Annotated in this window: 29 protein-coding genes; 8 read left to right on the top strand and 21 right to left on the bottom strand. The window is 64.4% G+C overall.

All coding sequences use genetic code 11. The annotated features are described in order from the left end of the window. Nucleotides 1-77: 77 nt before the first annotated feature. Together BLQ10_RS07360 and BLQ10_RS07355 are read right to left on the bottom strand one after the other, a co-directional pair. On the bottom strand, nt 78-1055 hold the full coding sequence (locus tag BLQ10_RS07360; protein ID WP_139164195.1) for a tetratricopeptide repeat protein: 978 nt from the start codon (nt 1053-1055) through the stop codon (nt 78-80). A gap of 67 nt (nt 1056-1122) precedes the next feature. Then, on the bottom strand, nt 1123-1614 hold the full coding sequence (locus tag BLQ10_RS07355; RefSeq protein ID WP_091560166.1) for a hypothetical protein: 492 nt from the start codon (nt 1612-1614) through the stop codon (nt 1123-1125). Between the two features lie 224 nt (nt 1615-1838). On the opposite strand from BLQ10_RS07355, the gene BLQ10_RS07350 reads away from it, so the two are divergent. Beyond that, nucleotides 1839-2588, top strand: a complete 750-nt coding sequence (locus tag BLQ10_RS07350) for a phosphotransferase (RefSeq protein WP_091560164.1) — start codon at nt 1839-1841, stop codon at nt 2586-2588. A gap of 144 nt (nt 2589-2732) precedes the next feature. On the opposite strand, the gene BLQ10_RS07345 is transcribed toward BLQ10_RS07350, so the two are convergent. The 3 genes from BLQ10_RS07345 to BLQ10_RS07335 form a co-directional block, all read right to left on the bottom strand. After that, nucleotides 2733-3692 carry an NmrA family NAD(P)-binding protein gene (locus tag BLQ10_RS07345; RefSeq protein ID WP_091560160.1) on the bottom strand — a complete coding sequence of 320 codons (960 nt, stop codon included), beginning with the start codon at nt 3690-3692 and terminating at the stop codon, nt 2733-2735. 238 nt (nt 3693-3930) lie between these two features. Then, the gene (locus BLQ10_RS07340) at nt 3931-4356 is read right to left on the bottom strand and encodes a GNAT family N-acetyltransferase (protein ID WP_091560156.1); all 426 of its coding nucleotides are present in this window, start codon (nt 4354-4356) and stop codon (nt 3931-3933) included. A 135-nt stretch (nt 4357-4491) separates the two neighbouring features. After that, complete coding sequence (locus BLQ10_RS07335; protein ID WP_091560153.1) at nt 4492-5316, bottom strand: SDR family NAD(P)-dependent oxidoreductase; 825 nt, start codon at nt 5314-5316, stop codon at nt 4492-4494. A 501-nt stretch (nt 5317-5817) separates the two neighbouring features. Between BLQ10_RS07335 and BLQ10_RS07325 the strand changes: the two genes are divergently transcribed. After that, nucleotides 5818-6171, top strand: coding sequence for a YqfO family protein (locus tag BLQ10_RS07325; RefSeq protein WP_091560147.1), 354 nt, complete (start codon nt 5818-5820; stop codon nt 6169-6171). A 28-nt stretch (nt 6172-6199) separates the two neighbouring features. On the opposite strand, the gene BLQ10_RS07320 is transcribed toward BLQ10_RS07325, so the two are convergent. The 7 genes from BLQ10_RS07320 to BLQ10_RS07285 form a co-directional block, all read right to left on the bottom strand. Continuing rightward, nucleotides 6200-6739: a dihydrofolate reductase family protein gene (locus tag BLQ10_RS07320; protein ID WP_091560145.1), complete on the bottom strand. Its 540-nt coding sequence runs from the start codon at nt 6737-6739 to the stop codon at nt 6200-6202. A 33-nt stretch (nt 6740-6772) separates the two neighbouring features. Next, nucleotides 6773-7279, bottom strand: a complete 507-nt coding sequence (locus tag BLQ10_RS07315; protein ID WP_139164194.1) for a hypothetical protein — start codon at nt 7277-7279, stop codon at nt 6773-6775. 349 nt (nt 7280-7628) lie between these two features. Beyond that, nucleotides 7629-10295 carry a PEP/pyruvate-binding domain-containing protein gene (locus BLQ10_RS07305; protein WP_091560140.1) on the bottom strand — a complete coding sequence of 889 codons (2667 nt, stop codon included), beginning with the start codon at nt 10293-10295 and terminating at the stop codon, nt 7629-7631. Nucleotides 10296-10403: 108 nt separating this feature from the next. Further along, entirely contained in the window at nt 10404-10751 is a 348-nt protein-coding gene (locus BLQ10_RS07300) for a hypothetical protein (RefSeq protein ID WP_091560138.1), read from the bottom strand. Nucleotides 10752-10778: 27 nt separating this feature from the next. Then, a complete protein-coding gene (locus BLQ10_RS07295) occupies nt 10779-11225 on the bottom strand; it encodes an Hsp20/alpha crystallin family protein (RefSeq protein WP_091560135.1) in 447 nt (148 codons plus the stop codon). A 414-nt stretch (nt 11226-11639) separates the two neighbouring features. Then, nucleotides 11640-11906 (bottom strand): GlsB/YeaQ/YmgE family stress response membrane protein, encoded by a 267-nt coding sequence (locus BLQ10_RS07290; RefSeq protein WP_091560132.1) that lies wholly within the window; start codon nt 11904-11906, stop codon nt 11640-11642. A gap of 195 nt (nt 11907-12101) precedes the next feature. Beyond that, a complete protein-coding gene (locus tag BLQ10_RS07285) occupies nt 12102-12593 on the bottom strand; it encodes a MarR family winged helix-turn-helix transcriptional regulator (RefSeq protein ID WP_091560128.1) in 492 nt (163 codons plus the stop codon). Between the two features lie 302 nt (nt 12594-12895). Between BLQ10_RS07285 and BLQ10_RS07280 the strand changes: the two genes are divergently transcribed. The 4 genes from BLQ10_RS07280 to BLQ10_RS07265 all read left to right on the top strand — a co-directional run bounded on the left by BLQ10_RS07280 (nt 12896) and on the right by BLQ10_RS07265 (nt 16003). Beyond that, nucleotides 12896-13735 (top strand): hypothetical protein, encoded by an 840-nt coding sequence (locus BLQ10_RS07280; protein WP_091560125.1) that lies wholly within the window; start codon nt 12896-12898, stop codon nt 13733-13735. Then, nucleotides 13732-14145 (top strand): phage holin family protein, encoded by a 414-nt coding sequence (locus tag BLQ10_RS07275; protein ID WP_091560121.1) that lies wholly within the window; start codon nt 13732-13734, stop codon nt 14143-14145. Before BLQ10_RS07280 ends, BLQ10_RS07275 begins: the two co-directional genes overlap by 4 nt. An 18-nt stretch (nt 14146-14163) precedes the next feature. Next, nucleotides 14164-14760, top strand: a complete 597-nt coding sequence (locus BLQ10_RS07270; protein ID WP_091560118.1) for a DUF3618 domain-containing protein — start codon at nt 14164-14166, stop codon at nt 14758-14760. 85 nt (nt 14761-14845) lie between these two features. Beyond that, the gene (locus BLQ10_RS07265; RefSeq protein ID WP_091560115.1) at nt 14846-16003 is read left to right on the top strand and encodes a YihY/virulence factor BrkB family protein; all 1158 of its coding nucleotides are present in this window, start codon (nt 14846-14848) and stop codon (nt 16001-16003) included. Between the two features lie 66 nt (nt 16004-16069). Here BLQ10_RS07265 and BLQ10_RS07260 read toward each other — a convergent pair whose 3' ends face one another. The 8 genes from BLQ10_RS07260 to BLQ10_RS07225 form a co-directional block, all read right to left on the bottom strand. Next, complete coding sequence (locus BLQ10_RS07260) at nt 16070-16906, bottom strand: CG0192-related protein (RefSeq protein WP_254785447.1); 837 nt, start codon at nt 16904-16906, stop codon at nt 16070-16072. A gap of 179 nt (nt 16907-17085) precedes the next feature. Next, nucleotides 17086-17433 carry a DUF6510 family protein gene (locus tag BLQ10_RS07250; RefSeq protein ID WP_217635796.1) on the bottom strand — a complete coding sequence of 116 codons (348 nt, stop codon included), beginning with the start codon at nt 17431-17433 and terminating at the stop codon, nt 17086-17088. Then, entirely contained in the window at nt 17430-18164 is a 735-nt protein-coding gene (locus BLQ10_RS07245) for an FAD-binding oxidoreductase (RefSeq protein WP_091560107.1), read from the bottom strand. Before BLQ10_RS07245 ends, BLQ10_RS07250 begins: the two co-directional genes overlap by 4 nt. Before the next feature lie 10 nt (nt 18165-18174). After that, nucleotides 18175-18768, bottom strand: a complete 594-nt coding sequence (locus BLQ10_RS07240; protein WP_091560104.1) for a sulfite oxidase-like oxidoreductase — start codon at nt 18766-18768, stop codon at nt 18175-18177. 167 nt (nt 18769-18935) lie between these two features. After that, nucleotides 18936-19235 (bottom strand): muconolactone Delta-isomerase family protein, encoded by a 300-nt coding sequence (locus tag BLQ10_RS07235; protein WP_091560101.1) that lies wholly within the window; start codon nt 19233-19235, stop codon nt 18936-18938. Between the two features lie 120 nt (nt 19236-19355). After that, nucleotides 19356-20726, bottom strand: a complete 1371-nt coding sequence (locus BLQ10_RS07230; protein ID WP_091560098.1) for a dihydrolipoyl dehydrogenase family protein — start codon at nt 20724-20726, stop codon at nt 19356-19358. Beyond that, nucleotides 20723-20890: a hypothetical protein gene (locus BLQ10_RS22315; protein ID WP_175558513.1), complete on the bottom strand. Its 168-nt coding sequence runs from the start codon at nt 20888-20890 to the stop codon at nt 20723-20725. Before BLQ10_RS22315 ends, BLQ10_RS07230 begins: the two co-directional genes overlap by 4 nt. Nucleotides 20891-20917: 27 nt before the next feature. Then, nucleotides 20918-21418 (bottom strand): VOC family protein, encoded by a 501-nt coding sequence (locus BLQ10_RS07225; RefSeq protein ID WP_175558512.1) that lies wholly within the window; start codon nt 21416-21418, stop codon nt 20918-20920. Between the two features lie 382 nt (nt 21419-21800). On the opposite strand from BLQ10_RS07225, the gene BLQ10_RS07220 reads away from it, so the two are divergent. Beyond that, the gene (locus BLQ10_RS07220; protein ID WP_091560093.1) at nt 21801-22742 is read left to right on the top strand and encodes a DUF5996 family protein; all 942 of its coding nucleotides are present in this window, start codon (nt 21801-21803) and stop codon (nt 22740-22742) included. Between the two features lie 172 nt (nt 22743-22914). Continuing rightward, entirely contained in the window at nt 22915-24315 is a 1401-nt protein-coding gene (locus tag BLQ10_RS07215) for an MFS transporter (RefSeq protein WP_091560090.1), read from the top strand. Nucleotides 24316-25325: 1010 nt separating this feature from the next. Here the strand turns inward: BLQ10_RS07215 and BLQ10_RS07210 are convergent. Then, entirely contained in the window at nt 25326-25808 is a 483-nt protein-coding gene (locus tag BLQ10_RS07210) for a sensor histidine kinase (RefSeq protein WP_091560088.1), read from the bottom strand. Between the last annotated feature and the right edge of the window lie 135 nt (nt 25809-25943).

The following is a 25943-nucleotide window of genomic DNA, read 5'->3' as shown; positions in this document are numbered from 1 at the left end:
CATGCCACACCTTCATCGTGGTATCACGCGATTTGGAGCTACCAGCCATGGGGCCTGCTTGGCGGGACTGGTTGGGATTACCAGAGCAGGTCGAGGCTGTGTACGTCGATTCCGTGCCTGCTGGCCAGCCATGTCTCCATCGCTTCGCCGAGGTCTGATTCGTGGCCTGCGAGTCCAAGTCGTTTCGCATCCGATGTTGCGGGGATGTGGTTGTGTCCATTCTCGGGTTCCCCGTACGAGCATTTCGAGCACATCAACCGGATCCCGGACCACTCGTCGAGTCCGAGCCCCCGCTGTTCAAGGAGGTCTGACAGTGCCTGGATGTCGTCGGCGGACGCACCGATCACCTGGGCCTGCCACGTCGGCACGCCAGATTCTTCGAGACGTCCGAGTTCGTCGAAGACCGACACTTCCTGTTCGTCGAGCCGTCGGGTGTCTTTGGGTTCGCCGTCATGCAGGACAGTGTCTCTGAACCGGTGGCCGGACTCGGGCAACGGAACGCTGGCGATGACCGCATGGGCCGGGCTCCGACGCCAGCACCAGACCACCTCAGTCGTACCGGCCGCATACAGCACCTGGTGAGGGAGGCTGGGCCGGTCGGGATTAAGACGCACCGGAGCCATCCCACAATCAACGTCGATAGGCCCGGCTTCGCCCCCGAACCTTTCCAGGCCGTAGGCGACCCACGCTTGCCTGGCTGTGGCCCAGTCACCCAGTGCTGTTGATGCGATGCCGAGATTCCAGGCTGCCGGGTTGGCTCCGTTGAATTCGTCAGCATCCTTCGGAGTGAAGAGTTCCAGCGCCTGTACATTGCGTGCGGAGCTTTCCGGCCAGTTGCCAAAGGCCTTGGACAGCAGGCCTGCTTGAAACCAGCTGAAATATGACTTCGGAGTCAGCTGCAGCAACTCGGAGGCAAACGCGGCCGCACTGCCAGCGTCTCCTGCTTCGTCCGCGGCCTTCCAATCCGACCACACCTCATGAGGCCCCCGGTTTTTCCTAAACCCCGCCCAAATTCGTCCCACCCTCCGAACAATATGCAGTGCGCCCGGCTTCACCAGGACGCCACGCCCACCCGGGAAAGTTGCCGAGGCCTCGCAGCCACTCGGAGCGCTCCGGTCGGGGTCAGGAGCTCTCCCAGTACTTGTCGCCAACAGCTTCGAGATAACGAGTCAGGAACTCGGGTAGCGTCGACGCCACCCGCGGCCAATCAGTGCGCGGATCCAAGGGCAGCGCGACCAGGACGCCGCCGTTGGCTTCAAGCACCAAGAGGTCGGTGTCGCCGAGGAACTCGCCGACCACGGCGTCGGTCGCCTCAAAGTCGCCCGGTCTGCTCGTTCGCCCGGCGCTGGTGCGCGCCGCCGCCGCCGCGGGGTCGAGGATGTGCAGGCCCCATTGACCGTAGTCGATGTCCTGAAACAGCCACGCCTCGCGACTTGATAGCCAGAGTGCCTCCAGCTCGGGCAAAAGTGCGTGAGCGGGCCAAACTTCTGAAACCTCGTCGATAGAGGCCCGTGACTCCACCTTGCTGGCGAGCCGGAATGGGCTCGACCCGACTCCGTCGCGAGGCTCGGTCCAGCCGCGATAGGGATCGAGGGCAGCATTCACGGTCGGCATCAGGGGTCACTCCACCCTTCGTTGAGCTGGGTCTGATGCACGTCGGGTGGAATCGGCAAGACTACATAACGGGCAGCAGTTGGAGGACTAAAGATATCGAACGTTATCGGCCCAGGGGAGGGCTGGATTGACGAGCTGGGCTACGGCTCAAGCGTCAGGACAGCCCGCGCCTCTTGGCGAAGCGGGCCTTTGGCCATCGGGTTTGCACCCAGTAGCGTGATGGGATGGTCGAGGACGAGCAGGAACTGACAGGTGGAAATGCGTCGGAAAGTGTTGTGCGCATTGGTAACACCATCCGAAAACCGTGGTTGGAAAACTCTTCCGCCGTACAGAGCTATCTTGGCGCGCTCCGCTCATCCGGGGTGGATGTTCCTCAGCCCCTAGGCCGGGACGAAGACGGTCGACATGTAGTCGAGTACATCGAAGGCGTACTCGTGCTGGATCAATTGCCGCTCGGACCGGACGAGTTGCTACGGGTGGGTCGGATGATTCGGCAGATCCATGATGCGAGCGAAGGAGTCTTGATTCCCAATCCGGGCGACTGGAACATGCTGCTGCCCGCTGAGAATCCGAACCTGATGTGCCATAACGACCTCGCTCCCTGGAACCTCATCATGGGAGACCGCTGGGTATTCATCGATTGGGACGGCGCCGGGCCCAGCACTCGGCTGTGGGATCTGGCGTACGCCGCGCAGTCATTCGGCCAACTGTTCGACGGGCAACCGGCGGAAGATGCGGCCTTGAGATTGCGTGCCGTTGTTGACGGGTACGAAGCTGATGACGCATTACGCAAGGCCCTGCCGGCCGCTATGGCGAAACGAACAGCAGCGATGTTCAATCTCCTGAAGTCCTCGAACGAGACCGGATTCCAGCCCTGGGCAGACATGTATGTCAATGGACACGGCGGGCACTGGCGTGCCGCCGCTCAGTACGTCGTACGGAATCAAGGGGTCTGGGCACAAGCCCTCGCATAGCCGGTCTATCTGTTTTTAGTGCGTATCGGTCGGCAAGGAACACGTCTCATGAGTTGCAGGCTTGGTTGATCGTCGACGCCGTACACAGCTCCTTACCCTTTCGGCACTAATCGGTATAAGAACAGCGCCACGTACCGTTCCGACTCACAGCGAATCTAGGATGCCGGCATCGCTTGCTGCACAGTCAGCTCTCCTGGCGTGCTGCTCCAGGACGTCCCGGGCGGTCGTCCACTTCCGGCTGCCGTACCGGTCGTTGTTGATGTAACGCAGGTTCGCGTCGCCGCTGAACATGCTGGCGAAGTACTGCATGCCCTGCCACGGCGGGAACGGCTCGGTAGAGGCCGGCATAACGGCTCTGACTGCCCTACTCATAGCAGTCAGGGAACCAACACTGCCCGCGTATAGGAGCCGGAATTGCCTGCCCGTCAGATCGGTCATGGTGGATGCCAGGGTCCTTGCGGTGACCTGGTCCCCGGCGATCTGGAGGACACGGGGAGCCCGCTCGTCGAGGGCGGCGGCGGCAGTGTAGGTCGCAGTGTCGTCTTTGGTGGTGAAGTCGAGCACTTGGTCGGGGTCGGACCAGAAGAGCACCCGGTGCCGGGAGAACAGGATCATTGGTGCCTGCCCGGAGAGCATGTCGGTGAAGGCGCCGTTGAGGATCGACGTGGCCCGGATTTCGGATGCGTCCAGTATCTGTGCGAAGTCTCTGCGGAGCTGCAAGTTCCGGTTGCTTCGGGGCCGGATACCACGGTAATCGATGGAGAAATCGGAAGGGATGAAACGGGGCACGCCCGCCGCGGCCGCCGCCTCCAGCAAGCGCGATTGGGCACCTAAGATTGCGCTGTCGAGACCGTTGACCGCGGAGACCACGCAATCAACGTCCCTGCACGCCCTTCGGAGGCCGTCCGGATCGTCATAATCCGCTTGGATCACCTCGGCGCCCTGGGCGCGTAGCTGCGCAACCCGCGCTGAGTTGGTTTCTGGTCGTGTCAGGACCCGAACGGTGGCCCCCAGGGCGACCAGATGCCGAAGGATGAGTCCGCCGAGATCGCCGGTGGCACCGGCGAGAAGAACGGTGCCCGGATGGGGTGTCGTTGCGGTCATGGCTTGCACCTCAAGTGATGTCTGGAGGAATGGCGATAGTCGGCTAAAGACTACCAACAGTGGGGCAGCTGCGATTCCAAGGTTTGACTCGACGACGCCCCCGGCCCCAGAAGGTTCAGCTGATCAGTTGCACGTCTTTGACGCTGTGCCCCGCCCCCGGAAGAACTGCCGGATCCGGTCGGCTCAGGTGATCGTTCCGCACCGAAGAGAGCTGTCACTCAGCGCTGAAACTCGGAAGCTACCGAAATAAAGCGAAGACGCGCACGGGTTCCGGAGCGAAGTTCAGCCCCTCGGTAAATCCCATGGCTTCGTAGAAGCCGCGTTGCTCTGGATCATTGTCAGTGACGAGCACTGTTTGTCGGACATGCGCGTACCGTGCAGTGACGTGCTCAAGCAGAGCCCGCCCTACTCCGGCGCCTTGGAATGACGGCCGTACGAGGATGTCTTGCAGGTAGCAGATGGTCGCATCGTCGGACACTGCCCGCGCGAGGCCAACAAGCTCACCATCCTGATTCCGGGCCATCACGACAAACGAGGAACTTCGGATCGCCCTAGTGAGCAGCTCTGAATCCCGGGTATAGGCGGACCACCCCACAGATTCGTACAACGACAGAACTTCGCCATCGGAAAACTCGCTGGAAGTGAAGATGCTAAACGCCGACATCGGACCAGTGTTGCATGGCCCTTACCGTTTCTTCATGACCACCGTGTACGTCCGGGACCTGTCAGCCCTGGGCAAAGTGGGCGTTGAGTCCGTACTGGACTCCGACGGCGAGTCTGGTGCCACATCATCGGGGGCTTATCCCTCCAAATCGATGTCCCCAAGTGTCAGCGCCGGCGGCGAACTTCCGTCGATGTCCAGTACGCCGAGTTCCTTCGCAACCGCGGCGGCGATGAGCACCTGACCGGTTCGCGTCAGCAGGTTCGGATCGTGGAACAGCGCGTTGATCACGAGGCCGATGAATTCAGGGCTTTCGCTGGTCGAGAGATCGAACGCCCCACGTTCCGCCGCTGCCACGACCGCCTCGGTTCGAACCAGTCCGGGGTAGAGCGAGACTACCGGCACAGCGAACGGTTTCAGCTCGACGGCCATGTCGGAGGTCATCTTGTCCGTCGCCGCTTTTGCGACGCCGTAGATCGTGTTGCCGAGGTGACGCTGCGCCGACCAGAAGCTGATGTTGATGATCAAGCCGCGGTGCCGCGGCGTCATCAAGCGCGCCGCGTGTGCCGAACACACAAATGCCGCGCGTACTCCGGCGTCGATCATGCCGGTCCAGCGATGCGCCGGTTGATCCCAAAACGGCGCGGACCACGTGAATGCTCCACCTTCGACCATCTTCTCGTAGCCGCCCCAGGCGCAATTGACAAGGAGATCGAGGCGGCCGCACTCGGCCCGGATCGTTTCAAACACGCGTGCCGTCTCTATGTCTTTGAGATGGTCGCAGCGCAGGCGCCGTATCTCCCGCGGCAGGTCTGCCTGCTCGATCGAGCGGCCCGAGCCGTAAACTCGAAACCCCGCTGCCAGTAGGCCAAGCGCGATGCCCCGGCCGACGCCTCGGCTGGCACCGGTCACGAGCGCAACGTTTCCCGTCGGCTCTTCATTGCGTTCGCGTTCGTTGATCATGCCAAGCGGCCCCCGCTTGCGTTCCGTTCCGTGATCACCATGATAAGCCGGAGCTGGCGCCTTGGCGCCCGGCGCACGCACCTCGCTTCGCGCCGCTCAGCGTTCCTCCACCTCGAGGTCGTCGGGGGGGCGATCATGATCGTTGGCGGGTATCGGGGGTTGTGAGGATGACGAGTTGCTGGGTGGCCCGGGTCATCGCGACATGGCGAGCCTAGCTCCGACGTCGACCCGTGGACGACGGGGGTGCCGCTGCTAGGGATAGACGTCGGCACGTTGGCGTCCGGAAGGGCCGCCCTGATGACCGGCTCGGCTTCCGCCATGACTTCCTCGGGCGTTCGGTAGTTGATGCTGAGGGCCGCATCCAGCAGCGGAAGGTCGGACACGGTCCAGGCCTGCGGTTTCTGGCGCTGCAGCTTTCGTGACCTCGTCAGGGCGGAGCCAGGGGGCGTATGGCACCGTTACCCATCTGTGCGGCGTGGCAGACTTTCTGCCATGGAACCAATGGATTGTCTGGTCATCTACGTCCCCACCGAAGCTGCGCACGCGGTCCGACAGGCCATTGGCGACGCCGGGGCGGGCAGGCTGGGCAACTACTCGCATTGCTCCTTCAGCCTCGAAGGCACCGGGCGCTTTACGCCGCTGCCGGGCGCGAACCCGACCATCGGCACCGTCAATGTGCCCGAGGAGGCGCCGGAAACCAGGATCGAGGCGATCTACCCGCGCTCCCGGCGCAACGCCGTCGTCGACGCCGCGCTGTCGGCGCATCCGTACGAGACGCCAGCGTTCATGACCTTCCCGGTCGATGCCACTACTTCCGGAACGCGCCCACGTCCGCGCAGCACCCAAACTGGATAGCTAGCCCATCGGCCGATCGGCATACGCCTCAGGGCACTGCCGGAGCCATCCGGAGTGCCAGCATCCCGCCTTCGAGGAGCCGCTGTTCGACAATCCGCAACGTGCGCCGGGTTCCGTCCTCCGACAGCATCTTCTTGCCATGCCCGAGCACGATGGGGGAGACCAGCAGAACGTATTCGTCGACGAGACCCTCGTCCATGAGCGTCTTGACGAGCGTCGGGCTTCCCCAAACGATCACGTTCTCCCGCTCGCGAAGAGCACGGACCCGGCCGGGTATGTCGCCGGCGATAATCGTGCTGTTGTTCCAGTCCGCGTGGTCCATGGTGGTTGACACGACATACTTCGGCATGGCGTTGAACTTGTCGGCGGTGAAGTCGCCCGATCGCGACGGCCAGGAGGCGGCGAAACCGTCATACGTGACCCGGCCGAGCAGCATCGAGTCGGCCACGGACAGCACTTGTTCGTTGAATGCCACGGTGGCGTCGCTGAAGAACGGGCCAGACCAGAGCTGGGGCTCCTCAGCCACGTTGTCCAGAGTGGTGAAAGCGGTGACAGTGAGCCTGCCCATGAAGATCTCCTTCAGGTCGGTGGCGCCTGGCTGCTATCCGCGGCTTCTGAGCCGGAGTGTTCGTGCCTCGTGGATGGCGGCCAGGGCAACGGCGCTGGCTGTGAGTCTGAGGGCGTGGACCCTGTACCACCGCTTCAGCAGGGGGTTGCGGCGCGTCTCGCTGAGCGGTTGTGGGCTGAAGAATAGCTCGGGATTGATGGACCGGAGCAGATACGCGGTGGCGGCCGCACCTGTCGTCGAGCTGGCGGCAGCGACTATCAGCCATGGCCTGCTGTCGGCATGATTCCAGCCTGCCGCGAGGGCGGCGATGGCCGCCGGCGCGTTGATCGGTGCGATCGGGGCGTAGTAGCGGCCGGGGCTGCCCGCTCCAAAGGGCGAGCGGGGGAGTTCACGGCTTGCTTCCGCGGCCGCGACACGGTGAGGAATTTTGACGAGGGCCTCATAGAGATTGCCGAAGAACCAATGCGCATGGCTGAACTCCGCCACGCCTAAGAGTCGATCGGTGAGCAAATCCCGGCGGCCTGAGGAAGTCTGTCCCATGCCCACAATCTACCGCCGATGCTCCTCGCCGGCCATGCAGTCCAGATCACTCCCTCCGGGGCGTGACCATGGCGGGGGAGCGGGGGAGGGCCGCCAGCCGGGCAAGGCGTCCGGCCGTGTCGTCGGCGGCAACCTTTGCACGCTCATCTGCTTCAGGGGACGCCGTACATGCCGGCCCTGGACGGTGGCTGCTGTTCCTGGAAGACGACTATGAGAGCCATCCGGCAACGTTCGCCCGTGACCTGACGTCCCTCTTGCAGCTGCCGGATGCCAAAGGTATTCGGGGACTGGTTGTAGGCGCTTCCAGCAGGCAAGCCGGCTGCAGGAGCGTTCTGAAGGCCGCCCGTCTTCACGGCCCCGGCGTAGCGGCCGGATCCTCCATCGTGACGGTGCCGGCGTCGCCGTCCACGCGGATCCGCTGGCCGCTGGTGAGCCGATGGGTGGCCACCCCGGTGCCGAGCACGGCCGGGATGCCGTACTCGCGGGCCACGATCGAACTGTGGCTCAACGGACCGCCGACGTCGGTGACCACGGCGGAGGCCATCGCGAACAGCGAGGTCCATGCCGGAGTGGTGATGCGGGCGACCAGGACGTCGCCTGGCACCATCAGGGCGAAATCCTGGGGTCCCCTCAGGACTCGGGCCGGAGCGGTGACCCGGCCCGCGCTGGCGCCGACGCCTTTGATGATGTCGCCGGGCTGGTCCTGAGAGCCTGCGGGCATCATTTTCCCGAAGGCCCCCTCCATCCACCGGCTTTCCGGGAGCATTTGCGGGGCAGCGGCCTTGGCTTGGCCTCGCCAGAGCATCTTGCGCTCCTCGACGGCGTCGGCGCGGACGGGCCTGTCGGCTCCGGTAATTGCCACTGCCGCGGGTGCGCCCGGCGCGGCGAGGCCGAACTCGACGGCGCTTTGCAGCTCATGGCGGCGCAGCCAGAACACGTCGGCGGCCTCGGCGATGACGGCGGAGTCAACCAGCCGTCGTCCGAGCTCGAGCAGCATGCGCCGCAGCAGCGGCCAGGCCAGACCGACGTCGGCCAAGGCGTCCTCGCGGATCGGCGCGGCGTTCTGAGCCCACCGGAGCAACCGGAGGAACGCGGCCTTGCGCTTCGGTCCGAGCCGGGTGATCGCTTGGTTGGTTTGGTTCTCCCTGCGCTCGGCCGACAGCCGCTGGCGCTCGTGTGGGTCATTGCCCTGTCCCCGCAGGTAAAACTTCACCGTCCCCAGCAGGGTCGAGGGATCGTCGGCCGGTAACGGGCTGACGAAGTCGAGGTTGTAGACCGCATGGCCGAACCGGTCGAGGTGATCCCGGAAGCGGGGATGCCATTGCTGCCAGAGCGCCTGATCCACACCGGCCGGCGGGACCCCGGTGCGCTGCGCCTCGACGAGTGCCGCTGTCGGTGCGTTGAGGATTGCCGGGGCCAGCCCGGGAACGTCCCGGGCCCAGGCTGCGAGGTCGTACAGCGACTTCTCCGCCCGGATGGGTTCGCTGTCGTAGCCGAGGAGGAAGGTCTGGGCGGGGGGATCTCCGTTGCGCCGAACCAGCCTGTCGTAGTACGTCCGGAAGGAGATTTCGCTTGTCGCGGCGATGGGAATGATTGACTGCACGGCCGTGTAGTACACGGTGCCGGCGTCCAGCAACGCCTGCGCGCCGTCGAACAGTTCCTCGCCGGAAAGCTCCTCGACGGGCGTCGCGGACCAGTCCTTGATCACCTGCTCGTAGCGGGGATGCGAAAATTCCCGCCAGCCGGCCACTCCCATGTGCGCCTTGCCGCGGACCAGCGCCCGTACTGCGGTCAGCGACTTGCCCATCACCCGCCACATTCCCGAGGTGCGGTAGTAGTAATAGGCGTAGCCATTAATGGTGGGCAGTCCCACGTCGTCATCGCGGATGACGTTCTTGCCGACGGCCTCGGCCATCAGGGCCCGCAACGAACGGGCCACGGAGCCGTCAATAAGGTCTGCGAACAGCGGCGAGAGCGGGTCGGGCAACTGTTCCACTATGCTCGCCCGGAAGTAGAGCCCCTTCGGGTAGGGCACCGTCCAGACATCCGGGGTGTCAGCCGTCGGCTCAGGCAGTGCCGTGACCGGCCGGGATTGAAGGATGAAGAATTCGCCGCCGGCTTGTGCCCACTCGATGTCCTGCGGCGCCCCGAAATGATCAGTAATCCGTGTCCCATAGCCGGCCAGCGCGGCCGCCGCCTGGTTATCCAGGACGGGCTGACGACGGCGCGCCGCCGGCACCGCCTGCTCCCGCGTGCCGTGGTCCGCATAGACCGTCATGACCTCCTTGGCAGCCGTGCGGCGAGACAGCACCCGGCCCGTGCCTGCCTCGACGACGACGTCATCCGTGGTCACGGTACCGCTGACCACGGACTCGCCCAGACCCCACGCGGCACTGATCACGATCTGGTCGCGGCGCCCGTTAGCCGGATTGGTGGTGAACATGACCCCGGCCGCCTCGGCCTCCACCATCTGTTGGACCACTACCGCGAGGCGTACCGCGTCCGGCCCGATGCCCTCACGGGCCCGATAGGCCATGGCACGAGCCGTCCACAGGGAAGCCCAGCAATCGGTGACGGCCGCGGCCAGGGCCTCCGTCCCGCGGACGTTAAGGTAGGTTTCCTGTTGCCCGGCGAAGCTGGCCGAGGCGAGGTCCTCGGCCGTGGCAGAGGAGCGCACTGCCACGGCCGAATCCCCCTTGCCCAGGCGCCCATAAGCAACGCCGAGTTCGGCTGCGATCACTGCCGGCATGGTGCCGTCGGAGAACAGGGCGCGGATCCGCTTCGAGGCATCCTCGTAGTCTTGTGGCGCCGCCAGCGGCGACAGCTCGGCCAGCTCACGGATGCCGGCCTCGAGCTCGTTGGCAGCCACAAAATCCGCGTAGGCTGCGGTGTTCAGGACAAACCCTGGAGGAACCGGCAGCCCAGCCCGGATGAGACCGCCCAATCCGACGCCCTTGCCGCCGGCCACAGCGACGTCGCCTTGTCCCACATCGCCGAAGTTGTTGATGTAGGTCATGACCGTGCGTCCTTTCTGCCCGGAGCCGGGGTGCCGTGATTGAGCCTGATTCCCAACATACTGGCACTGCAACAGGCAAGAGGCCATAGCTGCACCGGGCGGCCAGCCTTAGTCCTTGTCGAGTTCGTCGAGGAGGGACTTCGCTGCTTTGGCGATGTCATCGTGGTCGTTCTGGGCGGCCCGGTTCTCGATGGCAAGAATCGCGCAGCGGTGCAGCCGCCGGAAATCCCCAAAGGGAAAGCTGTAACGTCCCTTGGTGTCGGCTGTTTTCTCGGTGTCTTCGCCCAGATGCCACGTGCCGTACTCGGTGTAGCCGTGCTGGTCGATGAACGCGTTTTCCTGGTCGGTGTCGGGGGCGTGCTCGCTCCAGTCGCCCCGGGTATCCCGGGCGATCCTTGTGTCCTTGATCAGCCGCCGGGCATGCCGCAGCGCCGCGTTGTTGAGCTTGATTGTCATCTGGTCGTTCCCGCTCTGTCCTGCCGGTCAGGTCACGTAGTTTTCGGGTGCTTCCGGTGACTGGCTTCCACCACGGGAGACGTGGACTTTCGTGGCGGACGTTCCGGACTGCTCCGGGAGCTGGGCACGGATCTCGAGGACACCGTCGACGTAGCTGGCCTCAACAGCCTCGGGGTTGGCCCCGCGGGGCAGCGGGATGCCGCGCGAAAATTCGCCGTAGCGCACTTCGCTCCGGTAACCCGGTTGATCCTTGTGGGCTGGTTCCGTGCGCCGGGCAGCAATGTGCAAGGTGCCGTCGGTGACGGTGATATCGATGTCATTGTCGGGGTCGATGCCGGGGATATCGGTTCTGATGACCAAGGTGCTTCCGTCCCGGTATTCCTCGACTCTGAGCCAGGTATCTGTCTCACCTTGCAGGAAGCGCCGGACTGGTTCGGGCACGTCGATGCCGGTGCGGCGGAATAAGTTTTCCATGTCCATCTCCTTGCTGATTTTGCATCTCTGGTCACCGTGGTGCCGGGCGCGCGGAGCGGCGACTTCGGCCGCTTCGCCGGTGTACCGGGGACGCCGATCAGCGTGGCGCGCACCCCGTTTTCTGCCGCCCGGTCAAGATGCGCGATTCGGCGTCGGCGCCGTTCGCATAGTAAGGCGAAGGTGACGACGGCCCCCTTAAGGACCTGCCCCCGGGGCGCCTCCGGAGCCTGCGCTCGACGAAGTGTTGCGGGCAGCGGGGCCGGTCATGGTCCTGGGCCTCATTCAGTGTGTGCCTCCGGCAGGTTCGGGCTGAGCACCCCGGGCGTTGCTTCCCGGGGTGTCACAGCACCGGCCAGCAGCCGTCTAACAGAAATCGCAGACCGCCCTCACGGGATGATCATGCATGCGAGGGCTCTATGCCCTGGTTCTGCGGCCGGCAACGGCGCCATAGATCACGAGCACAATAACGGACCCGAGGATGGCGAGGAGCCAGGTTCGCAGGTCAAAGAAGTCACCGAGCCCTCCGCCGAAGATCAATGAACCGATCCAGCCGCCGAGGATTGCGCCCACGACGCCAAGAACGAGTGTGATGACCCAGCCGCCTCCCTGCCGGCCGGGAAGGACCGCCTTGGCGAGAGCTCCTGCGATAAGGCCGAGAATGAGGAATGCAAGAATGCCCATTGCTGTACTTCCTTTCGGTAGTCCGGTCGTAGAATGCGGCCGTAACCGCGATTTAATCAGCATGCGTAGTGTCGTGCAATACCCGGTGTCGCGGCCTGCTGTCGAGCCTCGTCCCTCGCGGCTCTGCCTGTAATGGTTGCGTCGACTGGCCATGGGCGACGGGTGGCAGGTAGGACGGGATCCGAGCGCAGGAGTCTAGTCCCTTGGAGCTGCCGGGTCTGGTTTGGGCGCCGGAGGGGCGCCGGCGCCTGGAGTCGTCCTGGGCTGGGGGGTCTGGAAGAAATCCACGAACCGGGCGAGTTGTTCCGACAGGGTCTCCCACCCGTCGAAATCCGCGGGGACGGCAGCTCTCTCGGCCTGGCGGGCCGCTCGCAGGGCGTCATTTCCGGCGTCGGTTATCTGGACTTGAAATTGGCGTCGGTCAGCTGGGTTTCGTGTCCTCGTGACCAGACCTCCCTCTTCCAGCCGAGCGAGGACGCGCCCGAGGGTCTGGCTCTGTACGTGAACCTTTGCGGCGAGCTGTTCCTGGTACATGGGGCCGGGTGCCACGGCTTCCAAGGCGATGACGGCGGCACGCGTCAGCCCCAACGGTGCCAGGGCGTCGTCGTGGAGACGCTGGACTAGACGGGCCGCTGCGGTCAGAAGCCGGTAACCGTCCCAGGCGTGGGGCTCAGGGGCGAGGATCACGAAGAGAGCCTTCCTGATTGGGTGGCAACGAAATCACGTTGTCGGGGACGGCGCCAATATGGGCCGACGTCCACCTCCACACTAAGCATGCCTTGCATCCATTTTGCAAGCATGCTTACTATTTTTCATGCAGGAAGCCCGCGCCGCACGCTGTTTGCGGTTCGCCTCCCGTCTGATTTCGGCGAAGGCCTTGCGGAACATATAGAAAGTGTGCTTACTATTTAGTTAGTAACCGTGCTTACTAATTCATCCGGAACCGCCAGCCACGATCCCAAGCGGACCATTCCTGAAAGAGAGCAACGATGACAGAGAACCCATGGGCCCAGACAACACCCCCGGCTTCCACTGACGAGTACGCCCAAGTCGGGGTGGTGCCCGCTGAAGGTGCCCAAAGCTCTGCCTCTAAATCGGAGGCAGCCAAGGAGGAAGCGGCGGACGTAAAGCGCCACGCCGCAGACGCGGCGCAGAATGTCGCGGAAACGGCCAAGACGGAGGCAGTCAACGTCGCCGCCGAGGTCAAGACCAATGCCCGGGACCTGCTGCACCAGGCCAAGTCTGATCTCACCGATCAGGCAGGAACCCAGCAGCAGAAAGTTGCCGAAGGCCTGAGATCCGTCGCCGGCGAACTCCATTCCATGGCCGCTGCCTCCGATCAGCCCGGCGTGGCCACCGACCTCGTCCGCCAAGCCGCAGAGCGGTCCTCCGCTGTTGCGTCCTGGCTCGATCGTCGGGACCCGGGTTCGCTCCTGACCGAGGTAAAATCCTTTGCCCGCCAGCGCCCGGGCACGTTCCTCTTGCTCGCGGCCGGAGCCGGTGTACTGGCCGGACGTCTGAGCCGCAGCCTGAGCACCGGGGCCCCCGAAACGACGGGCACCACCGCTACCGGAACGTCCGCCGCCGGGCGGATCCCCGACACCGGGGTAGCGGTTCCGCCGCCGCCGGTGCAGATGCCGGCTCCGCAAACCACGACGGCGGGCTTTGCGGACACCTACCCTCCGAATCCGCTGGACTCCGAGTTGGGCGCTACCGATCCACTCGGGGACGCCGGGCCGGGCCTCCGGGCCTCAGGGCCTCTTGCCGGCGAGCCCTTGCGGCCGGCTGATCCGCTTCGCGATGAGCCCTTTGACGGCGGCCGTCGATGAGCAGCGAAATTCCTCCCACCCCAGCCCAAGCGAAGGCTGACGCCTCTTCCCTGGGTGACCTTCTGGGTGAGGTCACGCGGGACATGTCCACCCTGATGCGGCAGGAAGTGGAGCTGGCCAAGGTCGAACTCAAGCAGTCCGCCACCCGCGCCGGCAAAGGCACCGGCCTGCTGGCTGGCGCCGGCGTAGCGGGCCACTTTGTGCTCCTGTTCCTGTCTTTGGCGCTCTGGTGGGCGCTGGGGTACGTGATCGGTCTGGGTTGGTCCGCTGTTGTTGTCGCCGTCATCTGGGCAATTGTCGCCGCCATCTTGGCAGCCATGGGCCGAAAGGAACTCAACGCGATCAAGGGCATGCCGAGGACCGCGGAGACCCTGCAGGAAATCCCGCCCACACTTAAACCCAACTCTTAGATCCAGCGAGGTAACACGATGAGTGAAAACCCGGATGTCATCCGAGCAGATATTGAAGCAACCCGCGCACGCCTGGGCACAAACGTTGACGCCGTCGCTGACAAGGTCACGCCGTCGCACATCGTCCAGCGGCAAACCGACAAGGTCAAGGACGCAGTATCCGGAGTGAAGGAGAAGGTCATGGGAGCCGCCGACCACACCGCGGACAACGTCCATTCAGCCGCCGGAAGCGCCGGCGCCCACGTGAGTGACGCCGGTTCAGCAGTCGCTGCCGCTCCCGCACAGCTGAAGACAAAGGCGCAGGGAAACCCTTTGGCTGCCGGGCTGATCGCTTTCGGCGCAGGCCTGCTTGTGTCGTCCCTGATCCCGGCCAGCCAGAAAGAGCGTGAAGCCGCTGAGGCCCTCAAGTCGGCCGCCGAGCCGCTCACCACGGAACTGACGGACGCCGCAAAGCACGTGGCTGAGGGACTCAAGGAGCCCGCTCAGGAAGCCATGGAGAACGTCAAGGCCACTGCCGCGGACGCCACCGATCATGTCAAGGCAGAAGGCCAAACCGCTGTGGCGGACGTCAAGGATCGGACCGCCGAAGCTAAGGACAACGTTCAGCAGGCCTAATGGCCGCATCTGAATATGGCCGGCTGCCCTCGCTGATGCGCTGGGCGGCCGGCCACTTCGCTTAACCCCCCAAGAAGGATTTCCCATGGCCAAGAACCCTGCCAAGGCAGAAAATGACTCCATGACCGACGCTGAAACGGACGAGAGCAGCACCGCCAAGGCCCGCACGGCGCCCGCTCCGGACGACTCCCGCAAACCGGACAGCCCCGCCGACGTCACCAAGCCCTCGTGGAAGTACATCGCCAAGAAGACTCTGCGTGAATTCACAAAGGACCAGTGCCCGGATCTCGCAGCCGCCCTGACCTACTACTCGGTCCTCTCGATTTTCCCGGCGCTGTTGGCCCTCGTGTCGTTGCTGGGCATTTTCGGGCAGGCCGAGAAGACCACATCCGCGCTCCTTCAGATCGTCCAGGGTTTCGCGCCCGGTGACACTGTGGACGCTATCCGCCAGCCAGTCGAGCAACTCAGCAGCTCCTCCGCCGCCGGACTCACCCTAGTGATCGGCATCGTCACCGCCCTCTGGTCCGCCTCCGGATACGTCGGCGCGTTTGGCCGGGCAATGAACAGGATCTACGAAATCGATGAGGGCCGGCCCTTTATCAAACTTCGCGGCACGATGCTCGTCGTCACGATTGCCACCGTGCTGATCGTCCTCGTGCTTTCAGCCATGCTCGTCCTGAGCGGACCGGTGGCCGAGGCCGTCGGCAACGCGGTCGGCCTCGGCGGGGCCGTCCTAACGGCGTGGAACATTCTCAAGTGGCCTGTGATCATCTTGCTCGTGATCCTCGCAATCGCCATCCTCTACTACGCCACCCCGAACGTAAAGCAGCCCAAGTTCCGCTGGATGAGCCTGGGATCCACAATCGCCTTGGTAATATTCCTGCTTGCGTCCCTGGCCTTCGCCTTCTACGTGGCCAACTTCAACAGCTACGACAAGACCTATGGTTCGATCGGCGGCGTCATCATCTCGCTGCTGTGGCTGTGGATCCTGAACATGTCGCTGCTGTTCGGTGCCGAGTTCGACGCCGAAATGGAGCGTGGACGGCAGCTCCAGGCCGGCATCGAGGCCGAAGACACCATCCAGCTGCCACCACGGGACACGAAACAGAGCGACAAACTCCAGGCCCGCGAGGAAGACGACATCCGTCGCGGGCGAGAACTGCGGGAACAGCACGGGAACCAGGCTGAACAGCAGGAAGGCAGCAAGCTCCCCGGAGACACCGATGGGGTGGACCGCACCTAACGCTCAAGTTGGCGGGCCGGTGGGCGCTCAAACTCTGTGGCCGGAGGGCGGGTTCGTCTCCGGCGGTCAGGCGTCACCTATGGCGGCGAGTTTCACGCTTTCCGTTTGTCCTTCCCAGGTACCGGTCAACGTGAGCCGGCCGACTGGTTGCTCGGTGAGGTCCAGTCGCCGGGTAACGAGTATGCGGAGGTTGGCAGTCTCGATAGCAGTGCCGGCGTCGGTGGTGCGGGGTGTCGGCGAAGAGACGTCAGGAACTGCATCGTGCTTCGGTCCGGTGCTGTGCACGAGGACCGACTGCGCCAGGAGTTGTTGCTTTCCCTCTGCTTGGAGGTATTGATCTGCCTGCGGACGGCCCAGCATGATGCTCGCCGCCAACGCTGCCACGTAGATTGGATCGGCGCAGGCATCGTAAACCCATCTCGGGCCGAGAACCGAGTGCTGCATCGTTCCGACTAGCCATGGTTCCGCGCCGGCCAAGGGCTGGGCCCTGTACGTGAGTGGAACTTGAACGGTTGAGCTGCCCACCGAGACGATGATCGTTTCTATGCCGACTTCGCCGGCGGGGTCATCGAACCGGTAGGAGCCTACTTTGCGGAGTCCTGCCGTGCCGGGCTCAGTGAACCACGGCTGGCGGGGCAGCCACTCTTCAAGAAGTTCAAGTTTCGTCGGCTGCAATTCTGCCTGATGAATGATCGCCATGGTTGCAAGCCTAACCGCGGCCACGGGTGTTCCGGCAGAACTCGTTGTTCTGGGTGCGGCTGCCGCCGCTGGGGCCGGCCCCCTTCTGACGATTGCCGCGGCGGGAACGAAGGGCGCGGCCTGATCCCTCCGTGCGGAAGATGCCGTCAGGCTATGCTCGACCTTCATCTGGACATCTTGGTAAGGGTTGAGGGTCTTCGGCACTGTCGTAGACTACCTCCTCACAGATAGCACTCGCCAAGGCGGCGGCCCGTTCTTGAGCGCTGTGAAGATGACGTCTCTGAGGAGTTCCGCAGCGCGGGGATCGTTTTTTCTTCACCGTGCTGTGACGTGTCCGCGTCCTGCGGTCTTGAGCACGGCGGGGCGGATGCCAGAGTCGTACCTTAGCTCTCCCGGTCGATCTGAAGGTAGCTGAGTCCACTGACATCGAGCCAGAATTTGGTCGGAGTCTCTACGAGACGCAGCAGGACGCCCCCGCAGGAACTGCAGCGCACAACTATTCCCGGGGCGTCGGCATATACCGCTGCTTCCCCGAAGACCCTGACAGCGCCACAGTTCTTGCACCGACCGATCGCTGCAATGATGTCAATGCGGAACAATTCCCACAGCTGTCCTGCTGCCGCGTTCCCGTCAAGATGAGGTATTGGATTGCCTGCGGTTCCGGCGATGTCCTGGTCCTCGAGGCGCGGGTCCTCAGCACCAGGGGAAGCGGAGCTGTTGTTGCCAGTCACCGTATTCCTCCCGTTCCGCCGAAGCGTTCGGTTTTAATCGAGGCGGTCGGATAGCCCGCCTGCACCATCCACTCTGTGACCGTTTCGACAAACATTGTCTGACCACAGATGAAAGTGTCGGGGGAAACATCCGCCGGCAGGACGTTTGCCAACAGTGTTTCAGCGGTGAGTCGCTTCGGGGCGCTTGGCCAGCCCTCCGGAACTTTGCGTGTATAGAAATAGTCGACGGTCAGCTTGGGAGATTCCTGTCTCAAGGTCAGCTCCTCCCGATAGAACCCTGCCTCGGGGGATTTGAGCGAGTACAGCAACCGGAACTGTGAGGGATTCTCGGATGCCTCGTGGGCGCGGATCATGGACATGAGCGGGACGACGCCGGATCCTCCGGCGATCAGCTGAACCGGGTTCGGGTCCGTCGGCCGCCAGACGAACCAGCCGCCGACGGGGCCCCGGATCTCCAACTGGTCTCCGACCATCAGGTCTCTGACCAGATAGGGGGAGACCTCCCCGTTGGCCAATTCGTCGACCGTGATCTCCAGGATTTCGTCCATCCCGGCTGTGGCCACGGAGTAGGACCGCACTGCCGTGTAACCGTCGTCGGCCGTGAGCCGGATATCGATGTGCTGGCCGGGAAGGTTGCCGTTCAGACCGTCTACGCGCAGCCCGATGGTTCTGGACGATTCCGTTTCGGGAACGCCGCTGACCACCTCGGCGACGCGCCACAGGGTGCTCATGTGTCCTGCCTCATGAGTAGCGCTCCTCGCGCCACGGGTCGCCGTAGATGTGGTAGCCGTTAGATTCCCAGAAGCCGGGAACATCGTGCGGCATCAGCTCGATGCCATTGATCCACTTCGCACTCTTCCAAAAGTACAAGTGGGGTACCAGCAGGCGGGCAGGGCCGCCGTGGGCCCGTTCCAGTGGCTCACCGTCGAATTCCCAGGCCACCCATGCCTGGCCGCCCAGCAGGTCCTGCAGCGGGACATTGGTTGTATAGCCGCCGTAGGAGTGAGCCGTAGTGAACTCGGACGTTGTTTCCACGTCCTCGAACAAGGTGTCGAGGGACACCCCGCGCCACGACGTGTCCAGCTTGGACCAGCTGGTCACGCAATGAATATCGGTCCGGACATCAACCTGTGGTAGCGCCAAGAATTCATTCCAGGACCAGGCGCGGCGCTGCCCCGTCTCCGTTGTAATGAAGAATTCCCAGTCAGCGGTGGCGATATAGGGTGCAGGGCCCGCCGTCAGCACGGGAAAGCTTGCTGTCTCGTATTGGCCGGGTGGTAACGCTGGATTGCCGGTGCGCCGTTTTCCGTGAAAACCAGACGAGATGATTCCCATCTTGTACCTCCGATGCGGAGCTCCGCCGGTCGAATGTAATCCGTGCCCCAACGATATGGCAACGGCGGGACAGAGACCAGACTTGCAAACGTTCTCCGGTCCAGTCTTTACCCGCTGAACTCTCCATGAAGCTCGGCAATCCAACGACGGAATCTCGCGGCCGCCCCTTAGGCCTTCTTGCTAGCGGGGTCGTTCGGGTGCGGCTGCAGAGGGATGATTTCGACCGTCATCCATACGTGCAAAGGCATGCTTGCGAGGATGCCCATCAGCTCGCTTTCATTTTCCGCACTCCAAAGGCCGATACTTCGCCACTCACCCGGTGCCGCCGGGGGCCGCCACAGCCGGAGAAGATGACCGTCGGACGCTAGTTCTGCCGCCCTGATCGCCTCCCGCGACCTGGTCTCGTCCACGGTCGCGTCCGGTGTTCCGTCGGGAACAGTGGTGACGAGGTGGGTCAGAAATTCCATTACGGGCTTCTTTCTTCTTTCTTCTTTCACGCCAAAAATTAATTGGTGAGCTGGCTGGCTCAGCGTGTGGCGACCTCCCCAAGGTGTGAGAAGGGCAAATCCGATGGATTTTGCGAGTCATCAGCCCGCCGTTTGTGGTCCCGCGCCTATGAGTTTGTGGCTGGCCGCGATCTGTCCGCGGAGGGCTTTGAGCGCGGCGATGTAGATCTCCGAAAATGTCGGGAACGGTTGGATGGTGTCGCTCAGGACGTCCAAAGGGATGTGGGCCCGGATTGCCAGTGTCGCCTGCTGCAGCCACTCGCCGGCTTCCGGGCCGAGCGCGTATGCGCCGGTGAGCTTGTCGCCGTCGCTGAGGAGGGTGAGGAAGCCGTTGCTCTCGGCGTAGGCGCGCGTGTAGGTGGCGGTCTTCGGCAGTTCCGAGACCGGGACCGTGGCGCTGAAGCGGCCCTCGGCGGCGCCTACCGCCGCGGCCTGCGGGTCCGTATAAGTGACCCGCGGAACGGCCTCATAGTTTGCCTCCCGCGCCTCCCCGAGGATGTTCGCGGCGACGACATCGCCCTGATACTTCCCAACGTGGGTCAGCGGCCAGATGCCGGTGACGTCGCCGATCGCCCACAAACCCTCCGCCACGCGCAGGCGCGCATCAACGGGCACTCCGTGGGCCTCCGGCTCGACGCCAACACTCTCCAGGCCGATCCCGCGGACCCGTGGGCGCCGCCCCGTGGCGACGAGCAGCCGGTCACCGCGCAGCTCGCGCCCGTCGTCGAACTCGACCACGAAGTCCTCACCCTCCCGCCGCACTGCGGACGCGCGCGCGGACAGGACGAGCTCGATGCCCTCGCGGCTCAAGACCTCGCCGAGGGCCTCGCCCAGCGGTGCCGGCTCCCGGCCGAGGACGTGCGGGGACATATCCGCCACCGCCACCTCGGCGCCGAGCCGGCGCACCGCCTGGGCCATTTCGACGCCGACCGGCCCCCCGCCGAGGATGAGCAGGCGGCGGGGGATGCCGTTCATGGAGGTCGCCTCGCGGCTCGTCCAGACACCCTTCAGCCCGCTCAGGCCCGGGACCGGGGGCACGACCGGTTCGGCACCGTTGGCGAGGACCAGGTGGCGGGCGGTGTGGCGCACGCCGTCGACCTCGACGACGCCCGGACCGGCGAGCCGCCCGGTGCCGCGCAGCAGGTCGATGCCGTGATCGGCCAGCCAGCGCTCCTGCCCGGCATCGGAGTAGTCCGAAACCATGAAGTCGCGCCACGCAAGCGCCGCCTCGACGTCGACCTCGGCGGTGGCGGCAGCCTCGCGTGCCGCATGGACCGCCTCACCGGGCCGCAGCAGGGTTTTCGACGGGATGCACGCCCAGTACGAGCACTCGCCGCCGACCAGTTCGCGCTCCACGACCGCCACGCGCAGGCCGCCCTCGGCGAGGGCGCCGGCGCAGTGTTCGCCGGGGGAGCCGGCGCCGATCACGATCACGTCGTAGTCGCTGTTCATGTCGGCAACTCCTCCCCGGCGTGCTCGCGCACCATGTAGAGCGCGTACCAGTCGGGCCAATCCGGGTCTTCCTGGCCGGTTAGCTCCTCGTGCTTGCCGTGCGCTTTCGCGGCCCGCCTGAGGGCTTCCGCAAGGTCGCCCACGGACTCGTAAGTGGTGGCCATCAGCCTCTCCTTTCAGCGTTGATTGCTTCAGCGGCCCGGAAGCCGGGTCTTAATCTCCTGAAGAATCCAGCCGTTGCCGTCCGGGTCGCTGAAGGAGGCGAACGAGCCGTAGTCCTTGTTCCCGGGAGCCGGACCGTCCAGGCGCCCTTCGGTCCCGGCGTGGTGGAATACGCCCGTGGCGTCGTGGAATGTCTCGCTGACGTCGACCCCGCGCGAGATGAGGTCGGCTCGGGCAGCGTCCATGTCGTAGACCGCGAGGTGCAGGCCCTGGGCCGAGCCCGGCGCCGCCGAGGTGACGCCCGCGCCAATGATGATCGAGCAGCCGGAACCCGGAGGCGTCAACTGCATCAGCCGGTAGCCGTCCTCGACGGCGACTTCGGCGTCGAGGCGCCAGCCCAGCAACTCGTAGAAGCGCTTGGCCCGGTCGACGTCCGAGACCGGCACGACGATGACCTCGAGCCTAAACTCCCCGGGCTTCACCGGCCGGCTGGCGATGGCGCTTTTGCTGCTTGTATCGAGACTATTCATCTCGGCCTCCCCTAAAGTTGGGCCCGCCAAAACAGGGCGATACCAGGGGTGGTGGACCTGGGAACGCGGCCGAACGCCGGCCAACATGCCGACGCTGCGGCACCGCGCTGCGGGTTCGCCGCCAGCTTTTCCTGGCCGCCCCCCCGGCCGGTCTGCGGACCGGGGACGCTGCCCTCGGAAGCCCACATTTGTCCGCCTCCGGGCGAAAGTCAAGGACAAATTCCTGTCCACTGCGGGCCCCTTGCTGGCCTACCGGCGTCGGCGTAGGCTCGCCCGCAGGAGCGGCGGTGTTACTGCGCCGGCAACTGGGCACCCTTCCATGGACGGAACCAGCGGGCACGGCCGGATCGTGGAGTCGGTAGATGGCACGGAAGGACCTGCGATGGACGCGGCTGAAGTTCCTGGCGCTGGCGGCGGGTGGCCGGCACTCCGGGTCAATGACTGGATTCAGACCCGGGACACCGTGCACATGTGGACGCAGATTGTCGGCAAGATCCGCATGGCGCTCACTCCGATGCTGAACCACTGGTGGCACGTGACGCTGTACGTCACGCCGCGCGGACTGACGACGTCGACGATCCCCTACGGGGGCGGGGCCTTCGACATCGAATTCGACTTCTGCGACCACCAGTTGCACGTCCGCTCCAGCGATGGAACTGCCGGGACCATCGTCCTGGAACCCAAATCGGTGGCAGCATTCCATGCGGAAGTGTTTGAGACCCTCGGCAGGCTCGGCATCCAGGCATCCATCCGTGCGGTCCCGAACGAAGTGGAACCGGCCATACCCTTCGCCGAAGACCATCAGCACGCCTCCTACGACCCGGGTGCCATCCGGACGTTCTGGCAGCAATTAATCGAGGCGGACCGGGTCCTGAAAGAATTCAGTTCCCGCTTCAGGGGCAAGGCCAGTCCCGTCCACCTGTTCTGGGGAGGCATGGACCTGGCCTACGCGCGCTTCTCCGGACGCGTGGCGCCTGCTCACCCCGGTGGGGTTCCGAATTGTGCCGACTGGGTCATGGTGGAGGGCTATTCCCACGAGCTGAGCAGTTGCGGGTTCTGGCCCGGTGTGGGGGAGGAGGGGGCCTTCTATGCCTACACGTACCCAGAGCCGCCAGGCTACGCCGAGTATGTGAACGAAGCCGACGGCGTCGTATATCGCCAAAGCGACAGGCTATACCTCTTTCCATATGAAAACGTCCGCTCCGCGCCGGACCCCGACAGCAAGCTGTTGGGGTTCCTTCATGCCACCTACGAGGCGGCCGCGGAGACAGGGCACTGGGACCGCGAGGCCCTTGAGGTGGATCGGGACCGTTGGCGGCGGTGACGCCACAACCCAGCAGCCGGGGCCAGGCACTTCAAGGGGCGATCCGCACGACTCCTGCACTGACGACGGGACGGTTGCTGGTACTGCCTTCAGTGAGAGAGGCCGGCAACCGCGGGTGCGGGTGTTAACTGGGAGGGTGAGTTCCCTACCGTCGGCGCGTACGCAGAGGCTCGTGCTTTGGATCGCAATTCTCGCGTCCTTCGTGTCGTTTCTCGACAGCAGCGTCATCAACGTGGCGCTGCCGGCCATTTCCCGCGAATTAGGCGGCGGACTTACGACGCAGCAATGGGTTGTCGACGCCTACCTGATCACCTTGGGTTCCCTGATCCTGGTTGCCGGTTCGCTCTCTGATTTGCTCGGACGCGTTGTGGTTCTCCGGGCAGGGCTGATCGGGTTCGGCGCGACGTCAGTCATGTGTGCGCTGGCACCCACGGCGGAGGTGCTGGTCCTGGCGAGGGCGCTTCAAGGCGTCGCGGGCGCCTTGCTGGTGCCCAGCTCCCTGGCCCTGATCACGTCAAACTTCGACGAGGCCCCCCGGGCGAAGGCGATCGGCCAGTGGACAGCCGGCACAACCGTGGCTTTCATCGCGGGCCCCCTGCTCGGCGGGTTGCTGGTCGATTCGGTGGGCTGGCGTTGGGTCTTCGGAATCAACGTCCTGCCCATTGCTGTGACCTTGTACCTGTTAGCCGTGCTGCGGGCCAAGGATGTTCGCGTGGAGGGGGTGCGCATCGACTACCCGGGCGCTGTGCTCTGTGTGCTCGGGTTGGCGGGGCCGGTCTACGCGCTGATCGAACAAGGCAACTATGGCTGGGGGAGCCCGCCCATTCTGATGCCCTTCGTTCTCGGCATCCTGTGCCTCGCCGGGTTCATTTGGCGGGAAATGACCGCGCAGCAGCCGCTCCTGCCACTCAGTCTTTTCTCGGTCCGAAACTTTGCCGTCGGGAATGTGGCTACGGCCTTCGTCTACGCCGCTCTGTCGATCGGGGGATTCATCATCGTGCTTTTCCTGCAGCAGGTTGCCGGGTTTCCGGCGACGCTTGCCGCACTCGCGTTGCTTCCCGTCAGCATCGTCAACATCCTCCTGGCGTCATGGTTTGGCTCCCTGGCCGGGAGGTTCGGGCCGAGGTGGTTCATGGCATTCGGACCTGCTCTCGCCGGAGTTGGCTACCTCCTGATGCTCGCGGCCGAAATCCCGGTCAACTATTGGACCCAGCTAATGCCTGGGATCCTCCTGTTCGCAGTCGGGCTCTCGGCGACCGTCGCACCGCTGACCGCCGCCATTCTCGGTTCGGTTTCGGAACAGCAGGCCGGCATCGGCTCGGCAGTGAATAACGCCGTCAGCAGGGTTGCCGGTCTGATCGGCATCGCGCTGGTCGGCTTGGTCGTGGGCGGCAAACTTGAGCTCGACGGATTTCACCGGATGGTGACCGTGACGGCGGTGCTGCTCATCCTCGGGGGCATCGTTTCCGCCGTCGGTATCCAAAACCCGCGCAGGCGGCCTGCGGGCCGGGTAAGACAGAAAACCCCATCGCAGAGCACACGGAGCTACCGCATTTTCAAACCTGGCCGATAGAGGTTCGGAAGTTCAGTGGGCTGTCAGGCCGACCCGCTGATGCGGTACCCGTGTCGCGTGTCGCAGCGGATCCGGGGAGCACCGGTGCGCCCACGAGGCGACCGTCGCGAGGATGAGGCCCTGGAATCTAGAGTCGGCTCCGCCCGCGACTTTGCCCGGCATGAGGTGAATTTCTGCTTTCACACCGGCGGCACCGCGGGCCAGCTTTCCCTGCGCAACTGGCCCGCCAGCGATAACGGTGCGGATCCGCCACAGGGCCGCCGTCGCATGCAAACCGCGGCGTGAACCTCCCGCTCCATGGGCAACATGAAAGACACATTGGCCAGTGTCAGACGGGCCTTTTGGGGATGGGGCAGCAGCCCGCACGCTTCACAAGCCAACACGGAGGCTGACTTGCCCCGGTCACGTCGTTTCATGCCTCCTCAGTCGCGGATGGACCCTGCGGAGAGGTGGCGGCAGTACCAACAGCGAATCAACCATCGACCGGTTCTTCACCCGCTGCACATCCCCGGGAACGCTTGCCCGCAGACCCATTCGCCACGACGGGTTGGATATCCGCTGCCCTCTCGATCGCGCCGGCGCCGCCGGACGCCCGGGAATGGGAGGCCGGACAGCCACCGGACATGGTGCCCGCCGCAATACCGCGTCAGGGAGCCTGGCGCCAGCCGTTGCGGGCACGGACGGGGAGCTGCTCCACCGGGAAACGCATCTGTCAGACACCCCAAGAAATGTCTTCGACATGCATGCATGCATGCAACGGCGAGGACTTCGTCGACCAACCCTTGCCTGCGGTGATTCGGGTGCGTGAGGAGCAGTGAAGGTTTGCATCGGACCATTCCGCCCCAGCGTCGCATCGGCGGTAATCAGGGCGGCCGTGTTGTGTCCGCCGGAGTCGACGCTAACCAGGGACATGCCGGGGGGACTGGGCTGTCATGGACTCCACCCCGGCGTTGGTCGTGAGCACGCCAGCCGGGCTGCTGGTCCCGAGCAGAAAAGCCGTGCAGCGGATGCTAGTCCAGAGGCAGTGTTATTGTCACACAGGTTCCGGCGGCGGCGGACGAATCGATGGTCATCTCTCCGCCAGCAAGGACTACGGCCACTCGCATGAGGCGCAGCCCCATGCCGGTGTGCCGAGCAATCATGGCTGTCGGCACGTCGAAACCACGGCCGTCGTCTGACACTTTGAGCTGAACGCCGTGGCTCATGCCTTGGGTGACGCCGCCCAGCCGGAGCGTCACAGTTGATGCGTGAGCGAATTTGTAGACATTGCTGAGGAGCTCCTGCGCCGCTCGGTACAGAAGGGTTGCGGATTGCCGGTCTACTTCCATCCTGTGGTGCGGAGTCTCCAGATGCACCACGGTCCCGCGTTCGCGGAGGGGAAGCGTCAAGCGGTCAATTGCACCGGTTACCCCAAGAGCGTGGAAATCGACCGGGTGTGTATCGGTGAGGACGCCACGTAGGGCGACGATTTCATCGCTTAGTAGTGATTTCATACTGCTACTGTGCGCTTGTGCCGTTGGCATTCTCCTATGCCGCGCCGCGGATATTGAACCTTGATTCTGCAGGCCACACCAGGAATGTTGAACAAGAGCAACGGGGCAATGAGGCTTTGACGCACTAAGCTTCAG

Origin of the sequence: Arthrobacter sp. ok362 (assembly GCF_900102785.1) — a bacterium.
Lineage (GTDB): Bacteria > Actinomycetota > Actinomycetes > Actinomycetales > Micrococcaceae > Arthrobacter.
This window is presented reverse-complemented; position numbering and strand designations above follow the sequence as displayed.